Annotated in this window: 23 protein-coding genes and 4 tRNA genes; 24 read left to right on the top strand and 3 right to left on the bottom strand. The window is 45.7% G+C overall.

All coding sequences use genetic code 11. The annotated features are described in order from the left end of the window. Positions 1–85 precede the first annotated feature (85 nt). From GSF01_RS16720 to GSF01_RS16645, 16 genes are all read left to right on the top strand, one after another. Positions 86–901 (top strand): ABC transporter permease, encoded by an 816-nt coding sequence (locus GSF01_RS16720; protein WP_159885969.1) that lies wholly within the window; start codon positions 86–88, stop codon positions 899–901. Next, positions 891–2,093 (top strand): ABC transporter ATP-binding protein, encoded by a 1,203-nt coding sequence (locus GSF01_RS16715; protein WP_159885967.1) that lies wholly within the window; start codon positions 891–893, stop codon positions 2,091–2,093. Before GSF01_RS16720 ends, GSF01_RS16715 begins: the two co-directional genes overlap by 11 nt. A 6-nt stretch (positions 2,094–2,099) precedes the next feature. Next, positions 2,100–3,830 carry a class I SAM-dependent methyltransferase gene (locus GSF01_RS16710; RefSeq protein WP_159885965.1) on the top strand — a complete coding sequence of 577 codons (1,731 nt, stop codon included), beginning with the start codon at positions 2,100–2,102 and terminating at the stop codon, positions 3,828–3,830. A 27-nt stretch (positions 3,831–3,857) separates the two neighbouring features. Beyond that, complete coding sequence (locus GSF01_RS16705) at positions 3,858–6,590, top strand: rhamnosyltransferase WsaF family glycosyltransferase (protein WP_159885963.1); 2,733 nt, start codon at positions 3,858–3,860, stop codon at positions 6,588–6,590. Between the two features lies 1 nt (position 6,591). Further along, a complete protein-coding gene (locus GSF01_RS16700; RefSeq protein WP_159885961.1) occupies positions 6,592–7,335 on the top strand; it encodes a sugar phosphate nucleotidyltransferase in 744 nt (247 codons plus the stop codon). A gap of 12 nt (positions 7,336–7,347) precedes the next feature. After that, complete coding sequence (gene rfbC, locus GSF01_RS16695; RefSeq protein ID WP_159885959.1) at positions 7,348–7,896, top strand: dTDP-4-dehydrorhamnose 3,5-epimerase; 549 nt, start codon at positions 7,348–7,350, stop codon at positions 7,894–7,896. Positions 7,897–7,909: 13 nt separating this feature from the next. Beyond that, positions 7,910–8,932, top strand: a complete 1,023-nt coding sequence (gene rfbB, locus GSF01_RS16690) for a dTDP-glucose 4,6-dehydratase (protein ID WP_159885957.1) — start codon at positions 7,910–7,912, stop codon at positions 8,930–8,932. Beyond that, a complete protein-coding gene (rfbD, locus tag GSF01_RS16685) occupies positions 8,929–9,777 on the top strand; it encodes a dTDP-4-dehydrorhamnose reductase (protein ID WP_159885955.1) in 849 nt (282 codons plus the stop codon). The genes rfbB and rfbD overlap by 4 nt, the downstream gene beginning before the upstream one ends. Before the next feature lie 73 nt (positions 9,778–9,850). Continuing rightward, entirely contained in the window at positions 9,851–10,801 is a 951-nt protein-coding gene (locus GSF01_RS16680; RefSeq protein WP_159885953.1) for a glycosyltransferase family 2 protein, read from the top strand. A 2-nt stretch (positions 10,802–10,803) separates the two neighbouring features. Next, complete coding sequence (locus tag GSF01_RS16675; RefSeq protein ID WP_159885951.1) at positions 10,804–11,673, top strand: glycosyltransferase family 2 protein; 870 nt, start codon at positions 10,804–10,806, stop codon at positions 11,671–11,673. Positions 11,674–11,680: 7 nt separating this feature from the next. Continuing rightward, complete coding sequence (locus GSF01_RS16670; protein ID WP_159885949.1) at positions 11,681–13,087, top strand: undecaprenyl-phosphate glucose phosphotransferase; 1,407 nt, start codon at positions 11,681–11,683, stop codon at positions 13,085–13,087. Between the two features lie 126 nt (positions 13,088–13,213). Further along, positions 13,214–14,464: an outer membrane lipoprotein-sorting protein gene (locus GSF01_RS16665; RefSeq protein WP_159885947.1), complete on the top strand. Its 1,251-nt coding sequence runs from the start codon at positions 13,214–13,216 to the stop codon at positions 14,462–14,464. A 530-nt stretch (positions 14,465–14,994) separates the two neighbouring features. After that, the gene (gene alr / locus GSF01_RS16660; protein ID WP_159886025.1) at positions 14,995–16,191 is read left to right on the top strand and encodes an alanine racemase; all 1,197 of its coding nucleotides are present in this window, start codon (positions 14,995–14,997) and stop codon (positions 16,189–16,191) included. Between the two features lie 306 nt (positions 16,192–16,497). Continuing rightward, positions 16,498–16,779 (top strand): CopG family ribbon-helix-helix protein, encoded by a 282-nt coding sequence (locus GSF01_RS16655; protein ID WP_159885945.1) that lies wholly within the window; start codon positions 16,498–16,500, stop codon positions 16,777–16,779. Positions 16,780–16,782: 3 nt separating this feature from the next. Further along, positions 16,783–17,133, top strand: a complete 351-nt coding sequence (locus GSF01_RS16650) for a type II toxin-antitoxin system PemK/MazF family toxin (protein ID WP_072331189.1) — start codon at positions 16,783–16,785, stop codon at positions 17,131–17,133. A gap of 63 nt (positions 17,134–17,196) precedes the next feature. Beyond that, positions 17,197–19,437: a Tex family protein gene (locus GSF01_RS16645; RefSeq protein WP_159885943.1), complete on the top strand. Its 2,241-nt coding sequence runs from the start codon at positions 17,197–17,199 to the stop codon at positions 19,435–19,437. Between the two features lie 72 nt (positions 19,438–19,509). Here the strand turns inward: GSF01_RS16645 and cmpA are convergent, their stop codons facing one another. Both cmpA and GSF01_RS16635 read right to left on the bottom strand, forming a co-directional pair. Then, complete coding sequence (gene cmpA / locus GSF01_RS16640) at positions 19,510–19,659, bottom strand: cortex morphogenetic protein CmpA (RefSeq protein ID WP_159885941.1); 150 nt, start codon at positions 19,657–19,659, stop codon at positions 19,510–19,512. A gap of 138 nt (positions 19,660–19,797) precedes the next feature. Next, on the bottom strand, positions 19,798–20,160 hold the full coding sequence (locus GSF01_RS16635; RefSeq protein ID WP_159885939.1) for a hydrolase/acyltransferase: 363 nt from the start codon (positions 20,158–20,160) through the stop codon (positions 19,798–19,800). Between the two features lie 142 nt (positions 20,161–20,302). Between GSF01_RS16635 and GSF01_RS16630 the strand changes: the two genes are divergently transcribed. From GSF01_RS16630 to GSF01_RS16620, 3 genes are all read left to right on the top strand, one after another. Then, positions 20,303–20,779 (top strand): SprT family protein, encoded by a 477-nt coding sequence (locus GSF01_RS16630; RefSeq protein WP_159886023.1) that lies wholly within the window; start codon positions 20,303–20,305, stop codon positions 20,777–20,779. Positions 20,780–20,797: 18 nt separating this feature from the next. After that, positions 20,798–20,873 (top strand) — tRNA-Asn (locus GSF01_RS16625). A 7-nt stretch (positions 20,874–20,880) separates the two neighbouring features. Continuing rightward, a tRNA-Ser gene (locus GSF01_RS16620) sits at positions 20,881–20,968 on the top strand. A 408-nt stretch (positions 20,969–21,376) separates the two neighbouring features. Here GSF01_RS16620 and corA read toward each other — a convergent pair. Beyond that, positions 21,377–22,309 (bottom strand): magnesium/cobalt transporter CorA, encoded by a 933-nt coding sequence (corA, locus tag GSF01_RS16615; protein ID WP_159885937.1) that lies wholly within the window; start codon positions 22,307–22,309, stop codon positions 21,377–21,379. A gap of 196 nt (positions 22,310–22,505) precedes the next feature. Between corA and GSF01_RS16610 the strand changes: the two genes are divergently transcribed. The 5 genes from GSF01_RS16610 (at position 22,506) to GSF01_RS16590 (ending at position 24,759) form a co-directional block, all read left to right on the top strand. After that, positions 22,506–22,588, top strand: a tRNA-Leu gene (locus GSF01_RS16610). A gap of 124 nt (positions 22,589–22,712) precedes the next feature. After that, positions 22,713–23,132 carry a pyridoxamine 5'-phosphate oxidase family protein gene (locus GSF01_RS16605; protein ID WP_159885935.1) on the top strand — a complete coding sequence of 140 codons (420 nt, stop codon included), beginning with the start codon at positions 22,713–22,715 and terminating at the stop codon, positions 23,130–23,132. Between the two features lie 94 nt (positions 23,133–23,226). Next, a tRNA-Leu gene (locus GSF01_RS16600) sits at positions 23,227–23,309 on the top strand. A 188-nt stretch (positions 23,310–23,497) separates the two neighbouring features. Beyond that, positions 23,498–23,677, top strand: a complete 180-nt coding sequence (locus GSF01_RS16595; RefSeq protein WP_159885933.1) for a YjfB family protein — start codon at positions 23,498–23,500, stop codon at positions 23,675–23,677. A gap of 323 nt (positions 23,678–24,000) precedes the next feature. Then, complete coding sequence (locus GSF01_RS16590) at positions 24,001–24,759, top strand: glycerophosphodiester phosphodiesterase (RefSeq protein WP_159885931.1); 759 nt, start codon at positions 24,001–24,003, stop codon at positions 24,757–24,759. Positions 24,760–24,791: the final 32 nt, after the last annotated feature.

Genomic DNA, 24,791 nt, shown 5'->3' with positions numbered 1-24,791 from the left:
AATTATGTGAATAGCCTCAGAGATGAGTAGAAGAATTGCCATTGTATTGAATAATTTAATCTTATACTCGAAAGGAATAAATTTGATGTCTGAAATTGTTAATCCCTTAAAGATTCTTTTTGGCTTATTTTCAAATAGGGTTTTGATTAATCAACTAGCTAAACGTGAAATTACAAGTCGTTATAAAGGTACCTATCTTGGAGTTATTTGGTCATATCTTTATCCTCTATTGATGTTGTCTGTTTACACTTTTGTATTTAGTGAAATTTTCCAGTCACGTTGGAGTAGTGGGGTTAATAATAAAGTAGAGTTTGCTATGGTATTATTTTGTGGATTGACCACATTTAATGTTTTTTCAGAAGTTCTTACTAAATCTCCCACACTTATCACCCAGAATGTAAATTATGTAAAGAAAGTAGTATTTCCACTTGAAGTTTTGCCTGTAGTTTCGGTGCTGGCCTCACTTTTTAATGCGTTGATTAGTTACATCATATTAATAGTTGGCTTGTACTTTTTTTTGGGAGTTTTAAATTGGACTATTATTTTCACTCCAATAGTACTTATGCCTTTGATAATTGTAACTGCTGGACTCAGCTGGTTCTTGGCATCCTTAGGTGTTTTTATAAGAGATATGGGGCAATTATTGGTAATCCTTATGCAAGCGCTCATGTTATTAAGTCCTATATTTTATCCACCTACAGCGATCCCCGAGAGTTTTCGGTTTTTGTTGAATTTTAATCCACTGAGCTATGTAATTGAAAATATGCGAAAAATAATGATATGGGGAGAACTTCCCAATTGGCAATATTTATTAACCGGAACGTTGATTAGCGTGATTATCTTTGTATGTGGATATGCTTGGTTTCAAAAAACAAAGGTGGGATTTGCGGATGTCCTCTAATAATGCCTCAATTGTAGTAGAAAACTTAAGTAAATCTTTTTTAATGTATGAAAAACCAATCGATCGTCTAAAGCAAGGGATATTTAGAGGGAAAAGGCAGTTTTATAAAGAGTTCTGGGCCTTGAAAAACGTGAGTTTTACAGTAAAAGCAGGTCAGACGGTGGGGATAATTGGGAAAAATGGTTCAGGGAAAAGTACTATTTTACAAGCTATAGCTGGAACTTTATCGATAACAAGTGGTAGAGTTCAGGTAAAAGGCAGAGTGGCGGCATTATTAGAATTAGGAAGCGGGTTTAATCCTGAGTTTACTGGTCGTGAGAACATTATTATGAATGGTGCTATTATGGGATTAACCGCAGAAGAAATTAAAGCAAGGATGCCACAAATAGAAGAATTTGCAGAGATTGGTGAATTTATAGACCAGCCGACAAAAACTTATTCATCAGGAATGGTCGTCCGCTTAGCGTTTGCTTGCGCAATAAATGTTGACCCCGATATTTTAATTATAGATGAAGCTTTGGCGGTGGGAGACATGCAGTTTCAACTGAAATGTATAGATAAGATGAAATCCTTTAAAAAGCAGGGGAAAACTATTTTATTTTGTAGCCATGATTCCTTCATGATACGAAATTTTTGTGATGAGGCAATTTGGATGATGAATGGACAAATCAATCTTAGAGGCAACGTTAATATGGTGACGGAAGAATATCAAGATTATATGAAATTAACTTCCCCTGAGGATTCACCTAACTTGATATCACATCAACCAAAAACAGATATACTCACTATAAATAATGTTTCATATGTAGATGTGAGTGGAAATGAAAAAAATACTTTTGGATTTACGGAAAGATTTTCAGTTGTTATTGATTATACTATTCATAACAAAATGGAAGGTATAGTGGCAGGGGTGGCGCTATATGACAAGCAAAACACCTATGTATGTGGTTTAAATACTAAGTTAGACAGCATTGAATTGCCATCTAGTCCCGGGAATTATCAAATAAAGTTGGCTTACGATGAAGTGAATCTTTTTCCAGGAACATATTTACTAGATGTTGGTTTTTTTGATAGCTCTGCAGTTGTCAAATTAGATTATAGATATAGAGAGGATTCTTTCAGAATTACCTCCGGTGATTATATAGGTGAGGGTATAACTTACTTAAAGCATCATTGGAAGAACGAGAGGTAACCACAATTGCTGAAATATAATAATGAAATCAATTTAACATCACAAAATTCTGTTTCTTTAATTATAAAAAATATTGAGCCTGGTTCTACAGTATTGGAGTTCGGCCCTGCTACGGGTTACATGACTCGTTATTTAAAAGAAGAACTAAATTGTAAGGTTTATTGTGTAGAAATTGATGCGGCTTCTGCAGAAATTGCAAGTGAATTTTGCGAAATTATGGTTGTAGCTGATTTAGATGAAATGAAATGGAAAAATTCTTTTGAGAATATAATTTTTGATCATATAGTTTTTGCTGACGTTCTAGAGCATCTAAGAAAGCCAATCGATGTTCTAAAGGAAGCAACAAGTTTACTGAATAAGGAAGGGACAATTATAACATCTATTCCCAATATAGGCCATAATGCAATTATTATGGAACTCATGCAAGGGAGATTTAATTATCAGTCGTTAGGTTTGCTCGATGATACCCATGTGCACTTTTTTACAAAAAATAGTATTATTGAGATGTTCAGGTCTGCGAAGTTATATCCGATAAGATGGTTGACAACTTTTTTGACACCTGAACAAACTGAATTTAATCAGAATTATGCAACGTTCCCTGAGCCTATTCAAGTTTATTTGAAAAATAATGAAGATGGCCATGTCTATCAATATATCACTGTAACTAAGAAAGGGACTGAAGAGGACTTTGAAAGATGGTATAAGACAGAGGCAAAAGAATGTGATTATAATCATTCCGAGTTTTTGCAGTTTTTTTGGGAGGGGAAAGATGGATACAGTGAGTCAGAGTCTCTTAAAGTTCCATTAAGGCAAACTTTAGACTATCAAAGTTTTGAGTTTGTTATTCCCGTAGGTTCTCAGCGAAAAGTTAGATTTGATCCAATAAATATCCCTGCATTCGTATATATAAATAAAATGCAGTTATTAAATAATGGGACAGGAGAATTATTTCTAGATTTAAGAGACCACCACTGGGTGGAGGAGGGGGATTTTAGGGATATTATCGTATTCCGCCGTCCTGAAGGGATTCTTTTGTTAGCAAGTGAAGATGCACAGATTTATATAAAGGATATACCGTCTGATCTCAATAATATTTTAGTTAAAATAGAGTTGAAAATTGAGAAGCAATTGTCTACAGAAAATGCTAATTATTTATATGGTGACTATAAAAAGAAATTCGACGAGATATCTAAATTAAGAGTTAAATATGAAGAAAATCTAACCATCGTTGAAGAATTAAATAAAAACTCTGTTTTCTTAAGAAATGAGCTTACAAATAGGGAGCAACAAGTTCTTCAACTTGTTGAAGAACTTGAACGTGTAAATTTACATGTTTCTCAACTTGTTGAAGAACTCGAACGTGTAAATTTACATGTCCCTCAACTTGCAGTAGAACTTGAAAATAGAACCTTGCACGTTACTCAACTTGAAACAGAATTAGAGAATACGATTTCTTTAGTAAGGAATAAAGAATCTGAAATTAAAAACCTCCATCTAGACTATAGCATTAAAATTAGCGGAAAAGAAAACGAAATAAATAGACTCGAAAATGAACTGATAAATGTGATAAATGAAAGCAAAAATAATATACTAGAATTGCAGAAATTATCTTCAGAGAGAGATAGTTTGGTTGTTAAGCTTCAACAACAGCAGGGAATTTATAATGAAATAACCTCATCAATTTCATGGCGCATTACGGCTCCATTGAGATGGTTAAGACGCATCTTTAGACTATAATACTTTTTTAAAGGACTGAATATAAATATGATCATATTTAACATAGAAAAACAGCTTCCTTCTTTGTTAAAGATAAAAAATAGTAATAGATATTTATTGGAAGGTTGGGCTTTCGGAGAAAAGCGAATAAAAAAAATATACGCATTAGTTGGTGAACAAAGATTTGAAGCAATTGATATTGAAATATTTAGGCCGGATGTAGCAAGGAATTATTCAACAAAGGATACTAAGTTATTCTCCCTTTTTTCCGGATTTAGCATCCCTGTTATTATCGAGCAAGCTAAAGAGATGCATGAAAGAACTGTAGAACTCGTGTTTGTTTTGAGTGATGGAAAGGAGTGTAAGTTCCCTCAAGGGACAATAAAGCTTGAAGTGTATAATAATGACGAATCTATCATTAAATACCCTGAGAGTATAACAAAAGATAAGGCTCTTGTGGCTATTTGTATGGCTACGTATAATCCTGAAGAGTTCCAGTTTCAGAGACAAATTGACAGTATTATTAATCAATCTTATGATAATTGGATATGTATAGTTAATGATGATTGTTCTACTGATGAAAAAAAGAGATTAATAAAGAAAATTATTGGTAGAGATCCAAGGTTTTATTATTATGAGAATTCCAAAAATTTGGGGTTTTATCATAACTTTGAACGGTGTTTGGAATTGGTTCCGGCTGATGTTGACTTTATTGCTTTATCTGATCAAGATGATGAATGGTTTCCTGATAAAATTTCTGAGACACTAAATGAATTTAAGGAAAATTGTCAGTTGGTTTACTGTGATATGCGAATCGTCAAAGAATCGGGGGAAATCATTTCAAATACTTATTGGTCTAATCGAAAAAATTATTATGAGTCCAAAGATATTGACTTGTTATCTATTGCCAATACAGTTACTGGTGCGGCTTCTGTATTTAGAAGAGATCTTTTGAATAGTATTCTACCGTTTCCACCAAGGTATGGCAATGTTTTTCATGACCAATGGATTGCAATTCTTGCCGCTGCAAAAGGCGGTATTCGCTATGTGGACAGACCATTATATAACTATATGCAGAGTGACTTAAATGTAATTGGCCATACGGATTTTGGGAAAAAATCTGCTACTCTTGTATTGAAAGAAATAGAATTATCTGAAGCTCAAAGAAATACGTTGCAGGATTTACCCAAAATCAGAAAAATTAAGCGCAAACTAAAGTTTTTAATTTCGAATATTATTAAGTCATCTATGATGGGTTATGAATTTAAACATCTTAGTGCAAAACACATTGTAACTTTGATTGAAACAGCTAAAATTCGAGATATTGATAAATTTTATATAGCACTATTAAATAGACCATTAAGCTTGTATGGGCTTTGTAGAATCCATAGAAAGGTTATAAAGCAAGGTGAGACTCTTAATAATCTAGAAATATCATTGATTCTATCAAATATTATTAATAAAATCGTTCGTTCTGTAGTCATACCACTCCGGAAACCATTGTTTAAGCTGATTAAAAATAGACAAATTATTGAATCTTCAAACAAAAATGACATGCCACAAAATGTTCCAGTTTCTATCATAGATCCATCAATTCTAGAGTATAGAAGGAAATTTTCGGGTAGAAACTTTGTTGTAGATGAAAATAATAATGCACGTATAAACCTCCTATTGTCTAGTGTTGACCCTAAGAATTTTTTTGGTGGATACATAGGCATGTACAATTTTGCGAAAAAATTATACAAGTTAGGTCATAACGTCAGAGTACTAGTGACCGACCAGATGGAAATTAATCCAGATGATTTATCAAAGATTATTAATCACGATGAAACGCTAAAGGAGTTTATGTCAAAAATAGAGTTTCAATCGTGCTTTTCAAATCGTCAAGAAATAGCAATAACGCAAAATGATATTTTCATTGCTACTTCGTGGTGGACTGCTCACTTGGCGGAGGAGGCGGTAAAGAAAACGAAATATGAGAAATTTATCTATCTTGCCCAAGACTATGAACCTGTATTCTATGAACATGGAGGATATCGCGTTTTAGCAGAGCATAGTTATAGTTTAAATTACATTCCTTTCTTTTCTACGGACATATTACAACGTTACTTTGTAGAAAATGGATATTTATCGGATAATAATAAAGGCAATTATTTTAATAATCCTGTTTTAAATTTTAATATAAAAAACATTGAAAAACGTAAGGACAAGAAGAAATTACTGTTTTATGGACGACCACAACCTCAGAACGCTAGAAATTTGTACCCAATAGGTACACTTGCTATTGATAGGGCATTTGAGTTGAAGGGATTATCTAGAGATGAATGGGAAGTTATTGCAATTGGCGGAGATGTAGCGGAACAAATTCTACCCAGTGGGATTAAAATAAATCACATTGGAAAATTTGATATAGCAAATTATAAAAACATTCTTCCTCAACATGATTTAGGATTTGCATTAATGGATTCGCCACACCCGAGTTTACTTCCAATTGAGATGGCCTCTGCTGGACTTATAGTTGTTACAAACACCTATGGTATCAAGAACCAAGAATATTTTAAAAATATATCCGAAAATATTATTGCTGTCCCTCCTGATATTGATTCTTTAGCAATTGCTCTTATAGAAGCCGCTAAACAAGTTGATAATTACGATTTAAGGAGGCGGGGAAGTGAAATAAATTGGCCGCATACATGGGATGAAGCCTTACCTGACGAAAAAATTAAAAAAGTTATGCAGGAAAACTATGCTTTGGATTGTGATTTGATTAAGGAGGTATGACATGAAAGGTATTATTCTAGCAGGAGGAACCGGCTCCCGTTTGTTCCCTCTTACAAAAGTAACTAATAAACACCTACTCCCGGTTGGTAAATATCCTATGATATTCCATAGTGTAGCTAAGCTTAAAGAGGCTCAAATTCATGACATCCTAATCGTCACTGGCAAAGACCATATGGGCGATGTCGTAAACCTGCTTGGTAGCGGGATAGATTTTGGAGTAACTTTCACCTATAAAGTTCAGGATGAAGCAGGAGGAATAGCGCAAGCACTAGGCTTGGCCGAACAATTTGTGAACCAAGATCAAATGGTTGTCATCCTTGGAGATAATGTATTTTCCTCCAGTGTTGCCCCATTTGTTCAGAACTTTAAAGGGCAAAAAGGCGGAGCTAAAATACTTATACAGGAAGTTCATGATCCGAAGCGCTATGGCGTTCCTGAATTACAGGGGCAAAATATTATTTCTATTGAAGAGAAACCACAAAACCCCAAAAGTAATTTTGCTGTGACTGGTATATATATGTTTGACCATCATGTATTTGATATTGTAAAGACTCTTAAGCCTTCTCATCGTGGGGAACTGGAAATTACGGATGTAAACAACGAATATATCAAAAGAGGCCAACTAACCTATGACATTCTAGACGGTTGGTGGACAGATGCGGGAACTCATGAATCTTTAGCTAAAGCAAATGAATTGGCAAAGGAGATTCTTTTCGGTGAAGAGTTCGGAAAGCTAAAACTATAGGCAGGTGCGCGAATGAATATTATTTCAACTAAATTAAATGGAGTCATCATTATTGAACCTCCAGTTTTTGGGGATAACCGTGGTTTTTTTTCAGAAAGTTATAATGAAAGTAAACTTAAGGATGCCGGATACCATTTGAGCTTTGTTCAGGACAATCACTCCCTATCCGTGGAAGCGGGTGTTGTACGCGGGCTTCACTATCAATTAGCCCCAAAAGCTCAAACTAAGCTCGTTCGAGTAACAGCGGGAGCTGTCTACGATGTAGCCGTTGATATCCGAAAAAGCTCATCAACCTTCGGACAGTGGGTTGGAGTTATCTTGAGCGCCTCCAATAAGAGGCAGCTTCTCGTTCCTAAAGGATTCGCTCACGGTTTTTGTACTATTGTTCCCAACACAGAAGTGTTGTATAAGGTAGACGAGTTTTACTCACCCGAGCATGATCGGGGTATTGTCTGGAACGACCCAGACTTAGGCATTGATTGGCCGACGAATCAACCTATACTGTCTGCGAAAGATGGTATACATCCGAATCTGAAAGACGCAGAACAACTATTTGAATAGCGGAGGCTAAGGTATGAAAGTATTGGTTACAGGCGGAGCCGGTTTTATCGGAAGCAACTTTGTGATGTATTTGCTTAAAAAATACCCTGAATATCAAATCATCAATATAGATGCTCTCACTTACGCAGGTAATTTGGAGAACTTGACAAGTGTTCAAAACAATCCCAACTATCGTTTCGTTAAAGCAGATATTACAGACTCCATTGAAATCGAGGCTTTATTCCAAAAGGGTATTGATATCGTCGTTAATTTCGCTGCTGAGTCCCATGTGGACCGGAGTATTACGGACCCTCAAATCTTTCTGAAAACCAATATATTCGGTACGCAGGTTTTGCTGGATGCGGCCAAGAAATATGGCGTAAAGAAATTCGTCCAGGTTTCAACCGACGAAGTTTACGGTTCTTTGGGAGAAACAGGACTTTTTACGGAAGAAACCCCGCTTGCGCCTAATAGTCCTTACTCGGCTAGTAAAGCTGGTGGCGATCTCATTGTAAGAGCCTATCATGAGACGTACGGAATGGATGTCAACATCACGCGTTGTTCTAATAACTATGGACCTTACCAATTCCCGGAGAAGCTGATTCCTCTAATTATCGCTAATGCTCTGGCTGATAAGCCCTTACCGGTATACGGTGACGGTCTGAATGTTCGCGATTGGTTATACGTAGAGGATCACTGTAGCGCAATTGACCTGGTCTTGCATAAGGGAGTCAGCGGCGAGGTCTATAATATCGGCGGAAACAATGAAAGAACCAATATCCACATTGTTCAGACAATATTGAAAGAGCTTGGCAAGCCAGAAAGCTTGATTCAATATGTAAAGGACCGACTAGGTCATGACCGCAGATACGGCATTGATGCTGCTAAGATAACAAGAGAGCTCGGTTGGAAGCCGGAATATCATTTTGAATCCGGAATCAAAGCGACAATTCAATGGTATCTGGACAACCAAGACTGGTGGCAGCGGATCCGGTCGGGGGATTACCAAGCGTATTATGAAAAACAATATTCGGACCGTCTAGGTGAGTCTCTATGAGGGTACTTGTAACAGGTGCTACGGGGCAACTGGGTCAAGATGTTGTAACGCTATTCAGCCAAGCTCATGAAGTTTTGGGGCTAGGCAGTAAGCAGTTAGATATTACCGACGCCGAGCAGTGTCTGGAGCAAGTGAAGGGGTTCCAACCAGAGGTTATCGTGCATTGTGCAGCTTATACGGCAGTAGATCAGGCTGAGCAAGATGAGGATACCGCCTACGCAGTCAATGCTATGGGCACCAGAAACCTTGTAAATGCTGCTAATACGGTAGGCAGTAAGTTTTGCTACATCAGCACGGATTATGTGTTCGATGGTAACGGGACTTTACCTTATCGGGAGTATGATAACACCAATCCCACTGGCGTATACGGAAAATCCAAGCGTGCGGGAGAAGTTCTCGTCCAGAGTTTATCTAACCAGTATTTTATTGTGCGCACCTCATGGGTATATGGACTTCATGGGAATAATTTTGTCAAAACCATGTTAAAGCTGGCTTCGGATCGAGATCAATTAAAGGTGGTACACGACCAGGTTGGATCTCCAACCTTCACAGAAGATCTAAGCTTGTTTTTGCTCGAACTCATCCAAACCGATAAATACGGGATTTACCATGCGTCCAATTCGGGTACTTGTTCTTGGTTTGAATTTGCGAAGGCAATATTTGACGAAGCTAACGTAAGTATTCAAGTAGAGCCTTGTACAACGGATGAATTCCCTCGTCCCGCACCAAGACCGGCTTATTCGGTAATGGAGCATCTGGCTATACGGGCGAATGGATTTCAAGATTTAAGAGCTTGGAGAGACGGGCTAAAAGCATTTATGAGTAAATACAAGGCAACCAATTGAACCTTTGATAAAAGCGAGTGGGTAACGCCGCTTGCTTTTTGTTTTATAGAGTAACTTCAAAGGAACTGATCTCATGGCCAATGTCCCAATCGATACTGTCTTATTGCTATCCATGTACAATGGAGAGCCTTATCTGGATGCTTTTCTGGATTCCCTGCTCCAGCAAAGCGATCAAGAATTTTTGCTTATCGTTCGAGACGATGGCTCCAAGGATAAGTCGCTTTCCATCCTCGAGGAAAAAATGCCTTCTTTCCGCCATGCCATCCTCTTGAAGGATCGGCAGAACCTTGGGGCAATGCTCAGCTTTGCAAGTCTGATGGATTATGCATTGCAGCATACAGACGTAAAGTATTACATGTTTTGTGACCAGGATGATGTGTGGCTTCCAGGGAAGGTTCGACATAGCAAAGATCAAATGAGGCTGCAAGAACTTGAACATGGAGAACATACCCCGATCCTGATTCATAGCGATTTACAGGTTGTGGATGCTGGTCTGAAACTTATGTCTCCTTCTTTTATTACTTACCAGAGTCTGGACCCGAACCAAACATCATTGAACAGGCTTTTGGTGCAAAATATGGCAACTGGGTGTGCTATGATCTTGAATAGGAAACTGGCTGAGTTATCGATCCCCGTGGCTAGAGAAGCCGTCATGCACGACTGGTGGATAGCGTTGGTAGCTGCGGCGTTCGGACGCATATTTTTTATTGAAGATGCTTCCATTCTGTATAGGCAGCACGGCTCGAACACATTAGGAGCTACCCAATATTCTATGTCGAAGCAGAGCTATGAAGCTTATAAGAAGAAAACTATTTCTTTCTTGTTCGATCAAGGCCAAGCTTTTTATACCCAGTATAAAAATCAACTGTCCCTCCAGGATCAAGAAACGCTTCAACAATTCATACATTTGAAGAATGCGTCTCTGTATCGTAAAATGAAAATAGTCTATAAATATAGATTTCTGAAACATGGCTTCCTTCGAAACATAGGGTTTTTCTTGAAAATGCTAAAGACAAAGGACTAATTATGGACCTGAGTATTATTATCATAAATTTCAATACCCGTGAACTGACGCTGAACTGTATACGAAGTGTGAAGAAATCGGTCTTGGAAGGAATCTATGAAGTTATTATCGTAGATAATGCATCGTCGGATAATTCGGTCCCGTTTATTCAAGCCGAGTTTGGCGCTGAAATAACCCTAATCGCCAACACCGACAACAAAGGCTTCTCCAAAGCCAACAACCAAGGCATGGGCATGGCGCGCGGCCGATATATCCTGCTGCTCAATTCAGATACCATCGTTCAGCCGGATACGCTCCAGACGATGCTTCAGTTCATGGATGCGAATCCAAAGATCGGCGCTGCAGGGTGCAAAGTCGTTTTGCCCGATGGCTCTCTCGACAAGGCTTGCCGCCGCGGCTTTCCGACACCCTCTGCCTCTTTCTATTACGCCTTCGGCTTATCCAAGCTGTTTCCGAATAATCCAAGGTTCAACCAATACCAGCTTGGCTACCTCGACCCGGACCAAGATTATCCGGTGGACTGCCTGGTCGGGGCATTCATGATGGTACGGAAAGAGGCCATCGATCAGGTTGGGATGCTGGACGAGGATTTTTTTATGTATGGCGAAGACATCGACTGGTGTTATAGAATCAAGGAAGCGGGCTGGCAGATTCATTACTATCCTTACACCCAGATTACTCACTACAAAGGCGCCAGCAGCCGGAGAAAGCCGTTTAAGATCATTTATGAGTTTCATCGGGCAATGGTTTTGTTTCACAAAAAGCATTTTTCCAAAAAATATCCAGCACTCGTGAACGGTTTAGTGTATACTGGAATTGTAGTGAAATTAGGTCTGTCTTTATTAATGAACAGATTTGGATCCGTGAGGTGAGGACACATTGATACGTCGGAGCCAAGGGTTTTTATCACAGATCTATGCTGTAACTGACTTTGCCTGCATCCAACTGGTGTTCTTGTTCTCTTGGTGGTTGAAGTTCAGAAGCGGCTGGATCCCCTACGAAGAATCGCTGACCGTAGAAGCGTATGCTTTATGGAGCGTGATATACGCGCTTATTGTCGTGATGATCGGCTATTTATCTAGCTTCTACACGCCTAAGCGAAAGAAAAGATTCTCGTACGAGCTCTTTACGATCATTCAGATTTATACGATCAGCTTGCTCATTTTGCTAAGCTTGCTCTTCCTATTCAAAGAGCTTAACGTTTCGCGTTCCTACTTGCTCCTGTTCCTTGTGAATAATATCCTGATCGTCAGCTTCTACCGATACGTTTTGAAGTTCTCTCTGAAGCGGCTCAGGAAAAAGGGCTACAATAAACAGTTCATTCTCATCTTGGGAGCGGGAACGCTTGGGAAAAACTTTTACCGCAATCTGATGCAGCATCCGGAGCTGGGCTATGAGGTTGTGGGCTTTCTGGACGATTATCAGGAGACGCACGAACATGGATTTGAGGCCTACAGCAGCATTATTGGACGCGTCGATGAGCTGGAGCAAGTGTTGAACACGGAGCTCGTGGATGAAGTGATCATTGCGCTGCCTCTAACCGCTCATAGCAAGTACGGCCGAATTATAAATACCTGTGAGAAAGCCGGCGTCAAGACGCTGATTATACCGGACTACTTCGACTTCTTACCTTCCAGGCCTTACTTCGATAATTTTGCCGGAATGCCGCTCATTAATGTTCGGGACATTCCCCTGGACGAGATGAGGAACCGATTCTTCAAGCGGTTGTTCGATATTGCGTTTTCACTTGCTGCGATTCTGGTGACCTCGCCGTTGTTGATTCTGATTGCTCTCGGGATTAAGCTTACTTCTCCAGGGCCAGTCATCTTCAAGCAGGAGCGTGTCGGGTTAAACAGACGGCATTTTATGATGTACAAGTTTCGCTCGATGCGGGTCCAGAGCACCGGGGCTTCCGATACGAAATGGACAACGGAAAATGACCCGCGCAAGACGAAGTTCGGTTCATTCCTTCGGAAAACGAGTCTGGATGAGCTTCCGCAATTTTTCAATGTATTATTTGGTCATATGAGTGTGGTAGGTCCTCGTCCGGAGCGTCCATACTTCGTGGAGCAATTCAAGGAAGAGATTCCGAAGTATATGGTGAAGCATCATATTAGGCCGGGTATTACCGGTTGGGCTCAGTCGAACGGTCTACGAGGCGATACGTCGATTGAGGACCGGATCAAGTACGATATTTTCTACATTGAAAATTGGACTTTTTTATTCGATATTCGCATCATCTGGAAGACGATCGTGAACGGATTTATTAATAAAAATGCTTACTGACTCCTATAACCTCAACGTTATAGGAGTTTTTAGCTGCTACCCCAACCTTGTCTGCATAATCGAACAACCCCCCACATAGACATGTTATCAGATGCAAATCGATAATGGCGTGGAGGGATGAAGGCTATGCGGCGGTTCAAATGGGCAGTTGCCTTGATGCTGTGTCTGAGCTTGTTGCTTTCGGGATGCGGCTTGGTGGGAAAAAAAGATGCAGGCTCGGTCGTTAAGGATTTGGATGGAGTGGTGGGCAAGCTGAACAGCTACCATGCCGAAGGCCGGATGACGCTGAATACCGGTACAGAGCCTCAGGAGTATGCGGTTGAGGTATGCTTTATGGCGGATTCATACTACCGGATTTCGTTGACCAATGCGAAGAAGGACATCACCCAGATTGTGCTGCGCAATGACGATGGGGTATTCGTGCTGACGCCTCATTTGAACAAAAGCTTCCGTTTCCAAAGCGACTGGCCTGAGAATCAAGGGCAAGTGTACTTGTACCAATCCCTTGTCCAGTCCATTCTGATGGATAATGAACGGCAATTCACGACTGACGAGAATTCATACGTGTTCGATGTAGCTGCTAATTACCAGAACGGATCGCTGGCCCGGCAGAAGGTATGGCTGGACAAGAAAAATTATGCGCCGCAGCATGTGGAAGTAGCGGATGCCAGTAACAATGTGATGGTTATCGTGAAGTTCGATAAATTCGAGTTTGGGACGAAGTTCGAGAAGGATCAATTCGATATGCAGCGCAATATGACCGGCTCTAGCATGAAGACGCTGCCGACGGTAGGACATGATCACGGTACGGCAGATAAAGCGGGTGCTGCGGGGAAAGATGTTAAGGATACGGCGGCGAATGGTCAAGCAGCCGGACAGCAAGCCGTCGACAAGATGGCAGCCAGCAATAGCGGAAAGTCCACGGATGGCAAGCAAGGGGCTGCGGGTGGAGAAAAATCGGCTGCTGGAAGCACGGACAAAGCGGTATCCGCACAACCGGGGTCTGCTGCAGCTGGAACTGCCGGAGCAGCTAACCAGCTTTCGTTCGGCATTATTGAGCCCAACTATATGCCAAGCGGCGTCAAGAAGCAGGACATGACGGAGATTAAGCTGGGTGAGGATAAGGCGGTCATGATCCGCTATTCCGGTACTTACAATTACACGCTGATCGAATCGAGGCCGAAGGAGAAGACGGTATCCATTTTGCCCGGTGAAATATTGGATTTGGGCTTTACCCTGGGAGTCGTAACAGGAGATGAGAAGAAGACGCTTACCTGGACTTATGATGGGGTTGAATTCAGATTGTCGACAGGCGATCTTCCGGAGACTGAGATGATCAAGGTGGCGCAAGCCGTGCAGGGTGAGATGGGGAAATAAAGTAAGGCATAGGCACCTCAGGCCTCGCAGCTCCTTCAGGGTTGCGGGGCTGCATGGTTTTCGATGGTTGGTTGGAAGCAGTCGTAAATCTCTTTGCGGAGTCCGGCTTTGAGAACCTGCAGATCCGCACGGGTTTCTTCCCGGAACGCTCTGAATTCCATGGTGAGAGAATCGACCCTTGTTTCGAGATTATCGAGCCTCTCTTCTAAAGTATCGAAACTCTGCTAGACTATCGAGTCTCTTTTCAACAGACCCCAATCTCCGATTCGTTTGCCGTACTTCCTCCAGAATTAAATGCAGCAGCTGCTCGCTCATGGCTTGCCCTCCTTTCTTACGGATGAATGAAATCTAACGAGTGTGGTAAAAAAATAACCCACAGAATAAGTATATTGGAAGGAATGTCGGAGGTAAATAGATCTCCCTTCGGCACCATGAATTGAAATCTATCACCAATCTGTCGGTTGACAGCTCTAGGTGAGCGGATTAACATGGGGATATTGCATCAAATGAGGCAGAAGAAGGTGGAGCAAGTGGATTCATTTTACCGGCCGACGCGAGTGGAGATTTCGCTGGATGCGCTGCGACATAATCTGAAGGCTTTTCGGGAGGCGCTGCCGGAAACGGTAAGGATGATGGCGGTCGTGAAGGCGGATGCCTATGGACATGGAGCGGTTGAGGTATGCCGGGAAGCGATGGGGTGCGGCGTTGAATACATGGCCGTGGCGTTTCTGGACGAAGGGCTGGAGCTGCGAAGAGCTGGCGTTCAAGCTCCTATATTGGTGCTCGGCTATACGCCGCCGGAAGGGCTGCTGACGGCATGGGAGCAGGATATTGCCCTTAACGTATACACGGAAGACGTGCTGGATGCTTGGGAGCGGTTGGCCCCGCCCGAGGCAAAGGAGCGGGCACTCCGTATTCATATTAAGATCGACTCGGGTATGAACCGCTTAGGCATTATGGATCCGCAAGAGGCGATCCGCTTTATTGAGCGTGCAAGGCACACGGCGGGCATGGAGGTCGAGGGGTTGTTTACCCACTATGCCTGTGCCGATGAGACGGATAAGAGCCATACGCGCGGCCAGTATGAAAGGTTCTCGCAGGTGGTGCGTCATTTCCAGGACCGCGGCATTGCTTTTCCGCTGATACATGCGGGGAACAGCGCGGCTGCGATAGATCTTCCGGATCTGACCTTCAATATGGTTCGGCTGGGGATTGCGATGTACGGCTTGTACCCGTCGGAGGAAGTGAACAAGACGCTGATCGAGCTGCAGCCGGTGCTGAGCATCAAGTCAAGCGTCGTGATGGTCAAGCAAGTGCCTGGCGGCGAGGGAATTAGCTACGGGGCGGTTTACCGGACCAGCGGCGAGGAGACGATTGCCACGCTGCCGATCGGCTACGCGGATGGCTATTCCCGGCTGCTGACGGGTAAGGCTCAGGCGCTGATACGGGGACAGCGTGTTCCGGTCGTTGGAAGGATTTGCATGGATCAATGTATGCTGAATGTGTCGGGTATGGCCGATATCTCGATGGAGGAAGAAGTCGTTATTCTTGGTATGCAAGGCGAGGAACGGATAACGGCCGAGGAGCATGCATCCTGGCTCGGCACCGTTAACTATGAGGTGGTCTGTATGATCTCTCACCGTGTTCCCCGCGTTTATGTGAAGGATGGACAGGTGGTGCGATCGGTGAACCCGCTGCTTCGGCATTTGTGGGAACGAGAGGCATAAGCGGTCTGCTGGAAAAATAGATGCGCAGCAAGAGGCCGGGAAGTATGTGAGTGGCCCGTTTGATGGGTTTCTTCATGGTTTCGCATGGAAAAACGTATGGGTGGAATTTCCATCCTACTTTTTGTGCGGACCTGAGAGGATTTTCTTGCTTTGCCTCGAATATGTAGGAGGAGCATACTCGGGAGATCACGGGCGGTATAGCATAATGGATATACCCCGGGCATATATTGATCTTGTATATTTTTACTGGAAGATTGCCATAATGGAAATAAGCTTTTTGTATGTCTTTTGGGGGTGCATGAATAGGTGGCCAATGCTCATAACACGAAGCGTATCATGATCAGTTTGCCCGACTATCTGCTGGAAGAAGTCGATCATCTGGTAGAGAAGGAAAACTCGAACCGCAGTGAGTTCATCCGTCAGGCGATGAAGCTGTACCTCGGTGAACGGAAGAAGCGGCATCTGAGGGAAACCATGCAGCGCGGGTACATGGAAATGGCAAAAATCAATCTCAACATGGCCTCGGAAGCCTTCCAGGCGGAAGAAGAAGCGGATCTTACGCTTGACCGTCTCGTTAGCGGGGTGTAGCCCGTGATTGTCAAACGTGGCGATGTTTTTTTCGCGGATCTCTCACCGGTCGTCGGTTCCGAGCAGGGGGGGATCCGGCCCGTGCTGATCATCCAGAACGATATTGGCAATCGCTTCAGCCCCACGGTTATTGTGGCAGCGATTACGGCGCAGATCCAGAAGGCCAAGCTGCCGACGCACGTGGAGATTGATGCGGAAGCGCACGGGTTTGACAGAGATTCCGTTATTTTGCTAGAGCAGATCCGGACTATTGATAAGCAGCGTCTAACGGACAAGATTACGCATTTGGATGACGAAACCATGCGCAAGGTCGATGATGCTTTGCAGATTAGCGTTGGACTGATCGAATTTTGATGATGCGGCTAATGAGCGGGGGTTCGGTACCCTCGTTTTTTTGTGCCCGGGAGGAGAATACGGATGGCGAAGGAGCAACTTGAGCAGGTGAACAAGTCGGCGGCGGAGGGGACGGCTTCCATGGAGCTGACCGATGAAAGCAAAGCGATTATCCAGGAACGGATCATCAAGCAGATTGCGGCAGAACTGCAGATCGGCGGAGGGCGCGTCAAAACGACCGTTGGCCTGCTCGATGAGGGGAATACGATTCCGTTTATCGCGAGATATCGAAAGGAGATGACAGGGGAGCTGGACGAAAACCAGCTGCGGGATATAGAGGAGCGTCTGACTTACCTGCGCAACCTGGAGAACCGTAAGCTGGAGGTTATGCGTCTGATCGACGAGCAGGATAAGCTGACGGAGGAATTGCGTTCGTCGATCGAGCGGGCAGGCAAACTGCAAGAGGTCGAGGACTTGTATCGTCCCTACCGGCAAAAGCGCAAGACGCGTGCCAGCGTGGCGAAGGAGAAAGGACTGGAGCCGCTCGCCGAGTGGCTGCTTTCCCAGCCGAAACAGGGCGATCCGCTGGCCGAGGCCTCCAAGTACGTTGACGCCGACAAAGGCGTCCAGACCGCCGAGGAAGCGATCCAGGGAGCGATGGATATCTTGGCTGAGCAAGTAGCCGATGATGCCAAAATCCGCGCCTGGGTGCGCCGACACACGTTCGAGCAAGGGATTCTGCGCACCGAGGCACGCAAGGCTGAGCAAGAGTCCGTGTATGAGATGTACTACAGCTACCAGGAGCCTGTCCGTAAGCTGCCGCCGCATCGTATTTTGGCGATTAACCGCGGGGAGCGGGAGGATGTGCTGAAGGTAGCGCTGGATGTGCCGGTCGAGCGCATCCATGATTTTATCGGCAAGCAGCTGATGAAGGGACCGTCCGTGACGCGCGATACGTTGACGGCGGTTATCGAGGATGCGTACAAGCGCCTGTTGGCACCTTCAATTGAGCGAGAGGTACGGGGAGAAATGACGGAGAAGGCTGAGGAGAAGGCGATTCAGGTATTCGCGGAGAATTTGCGTAACCTGCTCCTTCAGCCTCCGGTTAAGGGGAAGGTGGTACTGGGCGTCGATCCGGCCTACCGGACAGGCTGCAAGCTGGCGGTCATCGATGATACGGGTAAAATGCTCGAGATCGCCGTGACTTACCCGACACCGCCTAATAACAAGGTGGCAGAAGCCAAAGCGGTGTTCAAGCGTCTGATCGACAGCTATGGCGTTGAGCTGATCGTGATCGGCAACGGGACGGCTTCCCGGGAGACGGAGCAATTCGTTGCGGAGCTGATCGGCGAAGTGAAGAGCCGCAAGCTGGCTTATCTGATCGTCAATGAAGCCGGCGCGAGCGTGTATTCGGCATCGAAGCTGGCCCAGGCTGAATTTCCGGACCTCGATGTTGCCGAACGCAGCGCCATCTCGATCGCCAGACGTCTGCAGGATCCCCTAGCTGAGCTTGTGAAGATCGAGCCCAAGGCGATCGGTGTTGGCCAATACCAGCATGACGTCACACAGAAGCGGCTCGAGGAAAGCTTGACGTTTGTGGTCGAATCGGCGGTCAACCACGTTGGCGTCGATGTGAATACAGCTTCGGCTTCCCTGCTGTCCTATGTATCGGGAATCAACGGAACGCTAGCCAAAAATATTGTGAAATTCCGCGACGAAAACGGCAAGTTCGTCGATCGGAAGCAACTGCAGAAGGTGCCTCGCCTCGGCGCCAAGGCATTCGAGCAGTGCGTGGGATTTCTGCGTATCCCGGGGGGCGGCAACCCGCTCGACAATACGCCTATTCATCCCGAGTCCTATCCCGTGGTGGACAAGCTGTTCCGCGATCAGAAGCTGGACTTGGCCAAGCTCGGCAGCGAGGAACTCAAGGCAATCCTGCAGCGTGTGGAGCCTGCGGAGCTTGCAGAGAAGCTTGATGTCGGAGTGCCGACCCTCCGCGATATCCTGGACTCGCTGCTGCGTCCGGGGCGTGACCCCCGCGAGGAGTTGGAGGCTCCGCTGTTCCGCACCGATGTACTGCAGCTGGAGGACCTGACCCCGGGTATGGAGCTGAAGGGAACGGTTCGCAATGTCATCGACTTCGGCGCCTTCGTCGATATCGGGATTAAGAACGACGGGCTTGTTCATATTTCGCAGCTCAGCAGCTCCTATGTCAAGCATCCGATGGATGTCGTGTCGGTCGGCGATGTGGTGACGGTCTGGGTTTTAAATGTGGATGTGAAGAAGGGCCGGGTCGGCCTGACCATGAAGAAGCCTCAGTCGTAAGGGGAATAACAAATAGAGCATATCCCTTCGGGGCTATGCTCTATTTGGTCTCGCTCCCTCTACCCTGGGCGGTTACGGCTGGGAGTGGAAGCTGGAGGATTCGGTATCGGACTTACGGGTACGGTAGAAGTACCAGCAATCATTGAGCAGGCGGATTTGCCGCCGATTTTTGTTGTAAAAGGCGCGCATCAATTGGTTGCATAGCCATTGTGGCAAGACCATCAGCCCTTTCCCTCTAGCTGCTATTTGTATAGCATATGGGCTAGAGGGATGCGCGGTGCAGGTCCGTTTAACCTGTTAAAAAGTTCCGGACCTAATGAATCGCGAGCGGCATCGGATTTCGACGGAATGGACTCTTATTTAGACCAGCTCTTCCTCGTCTTCGTACCACTGCTCAAGCTGAGCTTGAAGCGCACGGATTTCCGTCAGCAGGGAAACGAGCGGGTATTGCTTTTCCTGGGCCTGCAGCGCTGCGAACGTTTGCTCCAGCTTATTGATATAGGCAAGTCCTTGCTGCAGCTCAAAGCCGGGGCGAACAATTTCCAGTCCTTCGAACTCGGCGATAAAATGAGGCAGGGCCGGGACGCCGGGAACGGTTAGCTTGTCGAGCTCTTTGTGCAGACGCTGGTTAAGTGCAGCGAGCTGGTACATATGGGTGGTTGGCATGGCGACGAACTCCAGTTGATCCTGATGCTGAAGCAGCGCGTATTTCATTTTGGACATCACATGGTCACTCCTGTCGTCAAAGCGAATAAAAATAGTGGCGTACGGGCAAGATTCCTACTTGACAGTGTAGCCTAACCTGCGGTTACAATTCAAGTGAGAAACCTACAGAGAAGAGAGCTTAGGGGTGGGAGCATGGAAAATGAATGACTGGCAGCTGCAGCAATGGGTCGAGCAAATCTCGCTGTCGTCGTTTGGGCGTCCTTTCAAGCATCAGGCCAGATTCAATCGGCGGTTAAGATCAACGGGGGGCCGGTATTTCACAGGGAGCCATGATATCGAGATCAGCTGGCTGCAATTTGAGCAATTCGGCAAGCAGGATGTCGAGAAAATTATCAAGCATGAGCTCTGTCACTATCATCTGCACATTCTCGGCCATGGATATCAGCACCGCGATGACGATTTTAAAAAGCTGCTGGCGCTCGTAGGAGGCACGCGCTACTGCAAGTCGCTTCCGGCTGTGTTGCAGCGCAAGGAGCCGTATCGGTACAAGCTGGTTTGCCTGGCATGCTCGGCCGAATATTTGCGTAAAAGAAAGACGGATCCCAGGCGATTTGTTTGCGGACATTGCAAAGGAAGACTGAAGCTCGTAGAGCTTGACTTGGATTCGCATTCATGATAAATTAAAAATTGTTCTTCCCTGATAGCTCAGTTGGTAGAGCACTCGACTGTTAATCGAGTTGTCACAGGTTCGAGTCCTGTTCGGGGAGCCATTATTTTGGAGAGATACCCAAGTGGCTCAAGGGGACCCTCTGCTAAGGGGTTAGACTGCGCAAGTGGTGCGAGGGTTCGAATCCCTCTCTCTCCGTATAACAAAAAGACTGCCTACACAGGCAGTCTTTTTGTTATACGGAGTAAGAAAGAGGGAGTCGAACCCGAGCAGAGGGGGCGTCGAAGCACGGCGCAGCGTGCGAAGTCTCGCGGCGCGAGGCCGCGAGTACCCCTCTCTCTCCAGCTTCCAGGCAGTCTTTTTGTTTTACGGAGCAAGAAAGAGGGAGCCGAACCCGAGCAGAGGGGGCGTCGCAGCACGGCGCAGCGTGCGAAGTCTCGCGGCGCGAAGCCGCGAGTACCCCTCTCTCTCCGGCCTCCAGGCAGTCTTTTTCTTTGTACGGAGTAAGAAAGAGGGAGCCGAACCCGAGCAGAGGGGACGTCGAAGCACGGCGCAGCGTGCGAAGTCTCGCGGCGCGAAGCCGCGAGTACCCCTCTCTCCGTAAAGCTACAGCCACCGCTTCCACTTGAAAATCAGCCACATGCCGATAGAGGTTGCGATAAGGACAAGCCACACGTACAGATACCCCCAGTCCCAGTGAAGCTCGGGCATCCGATCGAAGTTCATGCCATACAGCCCGACGATGAACGTCAGGGGCAGGAAAATACAGCTGATAATGGTCAAGGTTTTCATGATTTCGTTCATGCGGTCCGATTTCATGCCCATTTGCAGCTCTAGCAGGCCAAACAAGGACTCGCGGAACATATCGATCGAATCCACGACCCGTGAGATATGATCGTAGATATCGATAAAGTAGACATCGGCTTCCATGCTCATATAAGGAAAGCTTTGATGGCTAATCGTACCCAACACTGTCTTTTCCTCGACGATGATCCGGCGCAGGTGATGCAGGGTGCGTTTAAGGGTGAACACTTCGCGGGATACCTGCAAATAAGGATTGTGAAAAATGGCGCGCTCCAACCGGTCCAAACGGTCCTCGACGAGATTAATGATCTGGGTATAATCATCTACGCAGCGATCCAGCAAGCGATACAGGATGCTTCCGGGGGTAGACATGCTGCCTTCGACCTGAAGAAAATGGTTTTTTAGATCGTCCAGCATGTCCAGTTGCTCTTTACAAATAGAAACCATATAGTTTTTCCCGATGACGATGGCGATCTCCGCCGTATGGAGCTGTTGGTCGGTGACAGCGAAAAACGTCAGGAAAATATGATCCGTATACCGGTCCATTTTGGGACGCTGGCTCAGTTTGATACAGTCCTCAATAACGAGCGGATGACAATGAAGAAGCTCCCCCAGTACGTGTTCCACCTCTGAGGGCTGAGGCTGCTCCAGATGTATCCATACGATTTCATCGCCACGGGGGGCTCTAAGCGATTGTTCGGTCGTCTGACGTTCAGAAGCTTCATAGACGAGCATAAGCGGCACCTCTTACCGGATGAAGTTTAGGCTGATTGATCACATCTTAACATAAAGAGAGCAGGGTTCCTAAGGGGGCTTTGCCGAAGCTGCATAAAAAATATAGTTGCCAACCCATAAGGCATTCCGATATAATAACAATTGTCGCTTTTATACTAGTCTTCATAGAAGTGCTGGGGATTGACCCCAAACATGCGCGGTTGTGGTGGAATGGCAGACACGCTATCTTGAGGGGGTAGTGGGCGTACGCTCGTGGAGGTTCGAGTCCTCTCAACCGCATCAAGCTTCATATCCGATAAGAGTCCGTACCCGTTAATTCAGGGAGCGGGCTTTTTTTGGTTTCGAACCAGCGGTTTTGGGGGAATATAACGAACAACCTGACCGATGAAGGGAGAGTTTCGTTATGCAGCAAACCAAGCAGCTAGAAGAGAAAATTGTCGAGGTGTTGGCGGCCAATCGTTTTTGTTCTTTCGGTACCGTAGACGGACAGAAACCGAAGGTTCGGTATATGGCATTATTTCACGAAGGCTTGACGATTTATTTGGCGACAAATTCAAAAACCGATAAAGTAGACGAGCTGAGAAGCAATCCCCATGTCCATGTGCTGGTCGGCTACGACGGGAAGAAGTCCTCGGACATCCTGCAAATTGAAGCCAAGGCGGAAATATGCAGCGAGGACAGCCTCAGAGAACGGTTATGGAACGACTCCTTCAAAGAATGGTTCGAGGGTCCTCACGATCCCGACTATGTGATCTTGAAGCTTACGCCGGAACGTATCGAATACAATAGCGCCGGTGAAGAAGTGCGGGTGTGGCAAAAGTAAATACAGCATGATCGCCAAGGACAGCGGGGGAGCTTGCACAAGCCCTCCCGCTTTACTAATTGAACAAAAAGCAGTATAATGGCTACATTGTCGCGCGGTTGTGGTGGAATGGCAGACACGCTATCTTGAGGGGGTAGTGGGCGTACGCCCGTGGAGGTTCGAGTCCTCTCAACCGCATAGCCAGCATGAGTTAACGGGAGCTTGAGCCCAACGGGCCAGGCTCTCTTTTTATATAGACCCGGATTGGGGAATCTGGACCTGGACATACGGGTTTCTTTACGCGCCAGGTCCCTTGCTTTATAGTGGAATAGAAGGGAAGTTCGGCCGGACTGCCCTATTTTTTAGATGATAAGAAGGTGACCTGATTGCATATTCAATCCGCCTTAAACGCTGCATCCAGCCCGAATGGGCTGCAGCAAGCTGTCGGTCTGGCACTCCTCAGTAAAGTTAAAGATTCGCAAGCGGCGCAAACGGCTGTCCTTCTCCAAGATTTTGCGGCGGCGCAGCCTGCCCATCTGGGGAAGCATGTAGATATTCGCGCCTAGCCAATAGGGTGATGCGGGATCGCTGCTTTTATTAGCCTGGAGAATGAAACAAGGCCCATCAGGCACGAGCCTGTGAAGGGCTGAACGCAGCAACCCTTCCAAGCTGTCTGAGCCATGCGTAATCCAGCGCATAGCTCGGACGGTTTTTTTTTTGTCCGGTCCGTCCGGTTCGGTCGGCTCACGGTCTTCACAGATTCTTTACGAAGCCGGACGCTCCCAAATCTTGAATTCACCAAGGGTCCCGCCCATAATAGAATAGAAACAACAACGGGCGTTAAACGGTCAGGTAGATCATCTATACATGGTAGAGGGAGGCTGACGATATGTCGGACAAGTCTGGAAGCGAGCACGCAACCAATGCGAAGCAGCTCATTATTGGGCACCGGGGCGCCGCAGGAGAAGCGCCGGAAAATACGCTGGCATCGTTCCGTTTGGCACTGGAGCAAGGGGCGGATGCTATAGAGCTAGACATCCACGAGACGGCGGATGGCGAGCTAATCGTGTGTCATGACCACACCGTAGACAGAACGACAGATGGAAGCGGATTTATCGAGCAGTTGACGATGGAGGAGCTCAGGCGGCTTGATGCGGGAAGCTGGTTTGACGAACGATTCGCGGGAGAGCGGCTGCCGCTTCTGGCAGACGTATTGGCTCTGACGCCTCCCGGCATCATGATCAATGTGGAGATCAAGTGCGGCTATAGCGCGCGTTTGTCCGGAGAGTTGCAGAGGCTGTTGAAGGAGTATGACCGCCTGGCGACCGTCGTCGTCTCCTCCTTCGGCCACAAGACGCTGCACCGGCTGAAGCGGGATATCCCGGAGCTTCGCATAGGCTTGCTCTATGTAGGCGGCTTTGTGCATCATGCGCGGCTGGCCGAGCTTTCGGACATGGAGGTGTACTCGCTGCACCCGCATTATCTGAGTATGGACGCGGAGGACGTGGCACAGGCTGTCAGTGCGGGGCTTCAGGTATACCCGTATACGGTCAATGACCCCGTGCATTTGACAAGGGCGGTGGAGGCGGGCTTTTCGGGCATCATAACCGATTATCCGGCCAGACTGCGCGAAATCTTGCAAAGATAACATCCATTTACCCAAAGCAGGTAACATTTGGA

The sequence above is a fragment of the Paenibacillus puerhi genome, from assembly GCF_009846885.1.
Lineage (GTDB): Bacteria > Bacillota > Bacilli > Paenibacillales > NBRC-103111 > Paenibacillus_G > Paenibacillus_G puerhi.
Note: the sequence above shows the minus strand (reverse complement) of the source record. Positions and strands in the feature narration are given on the sequence as shown.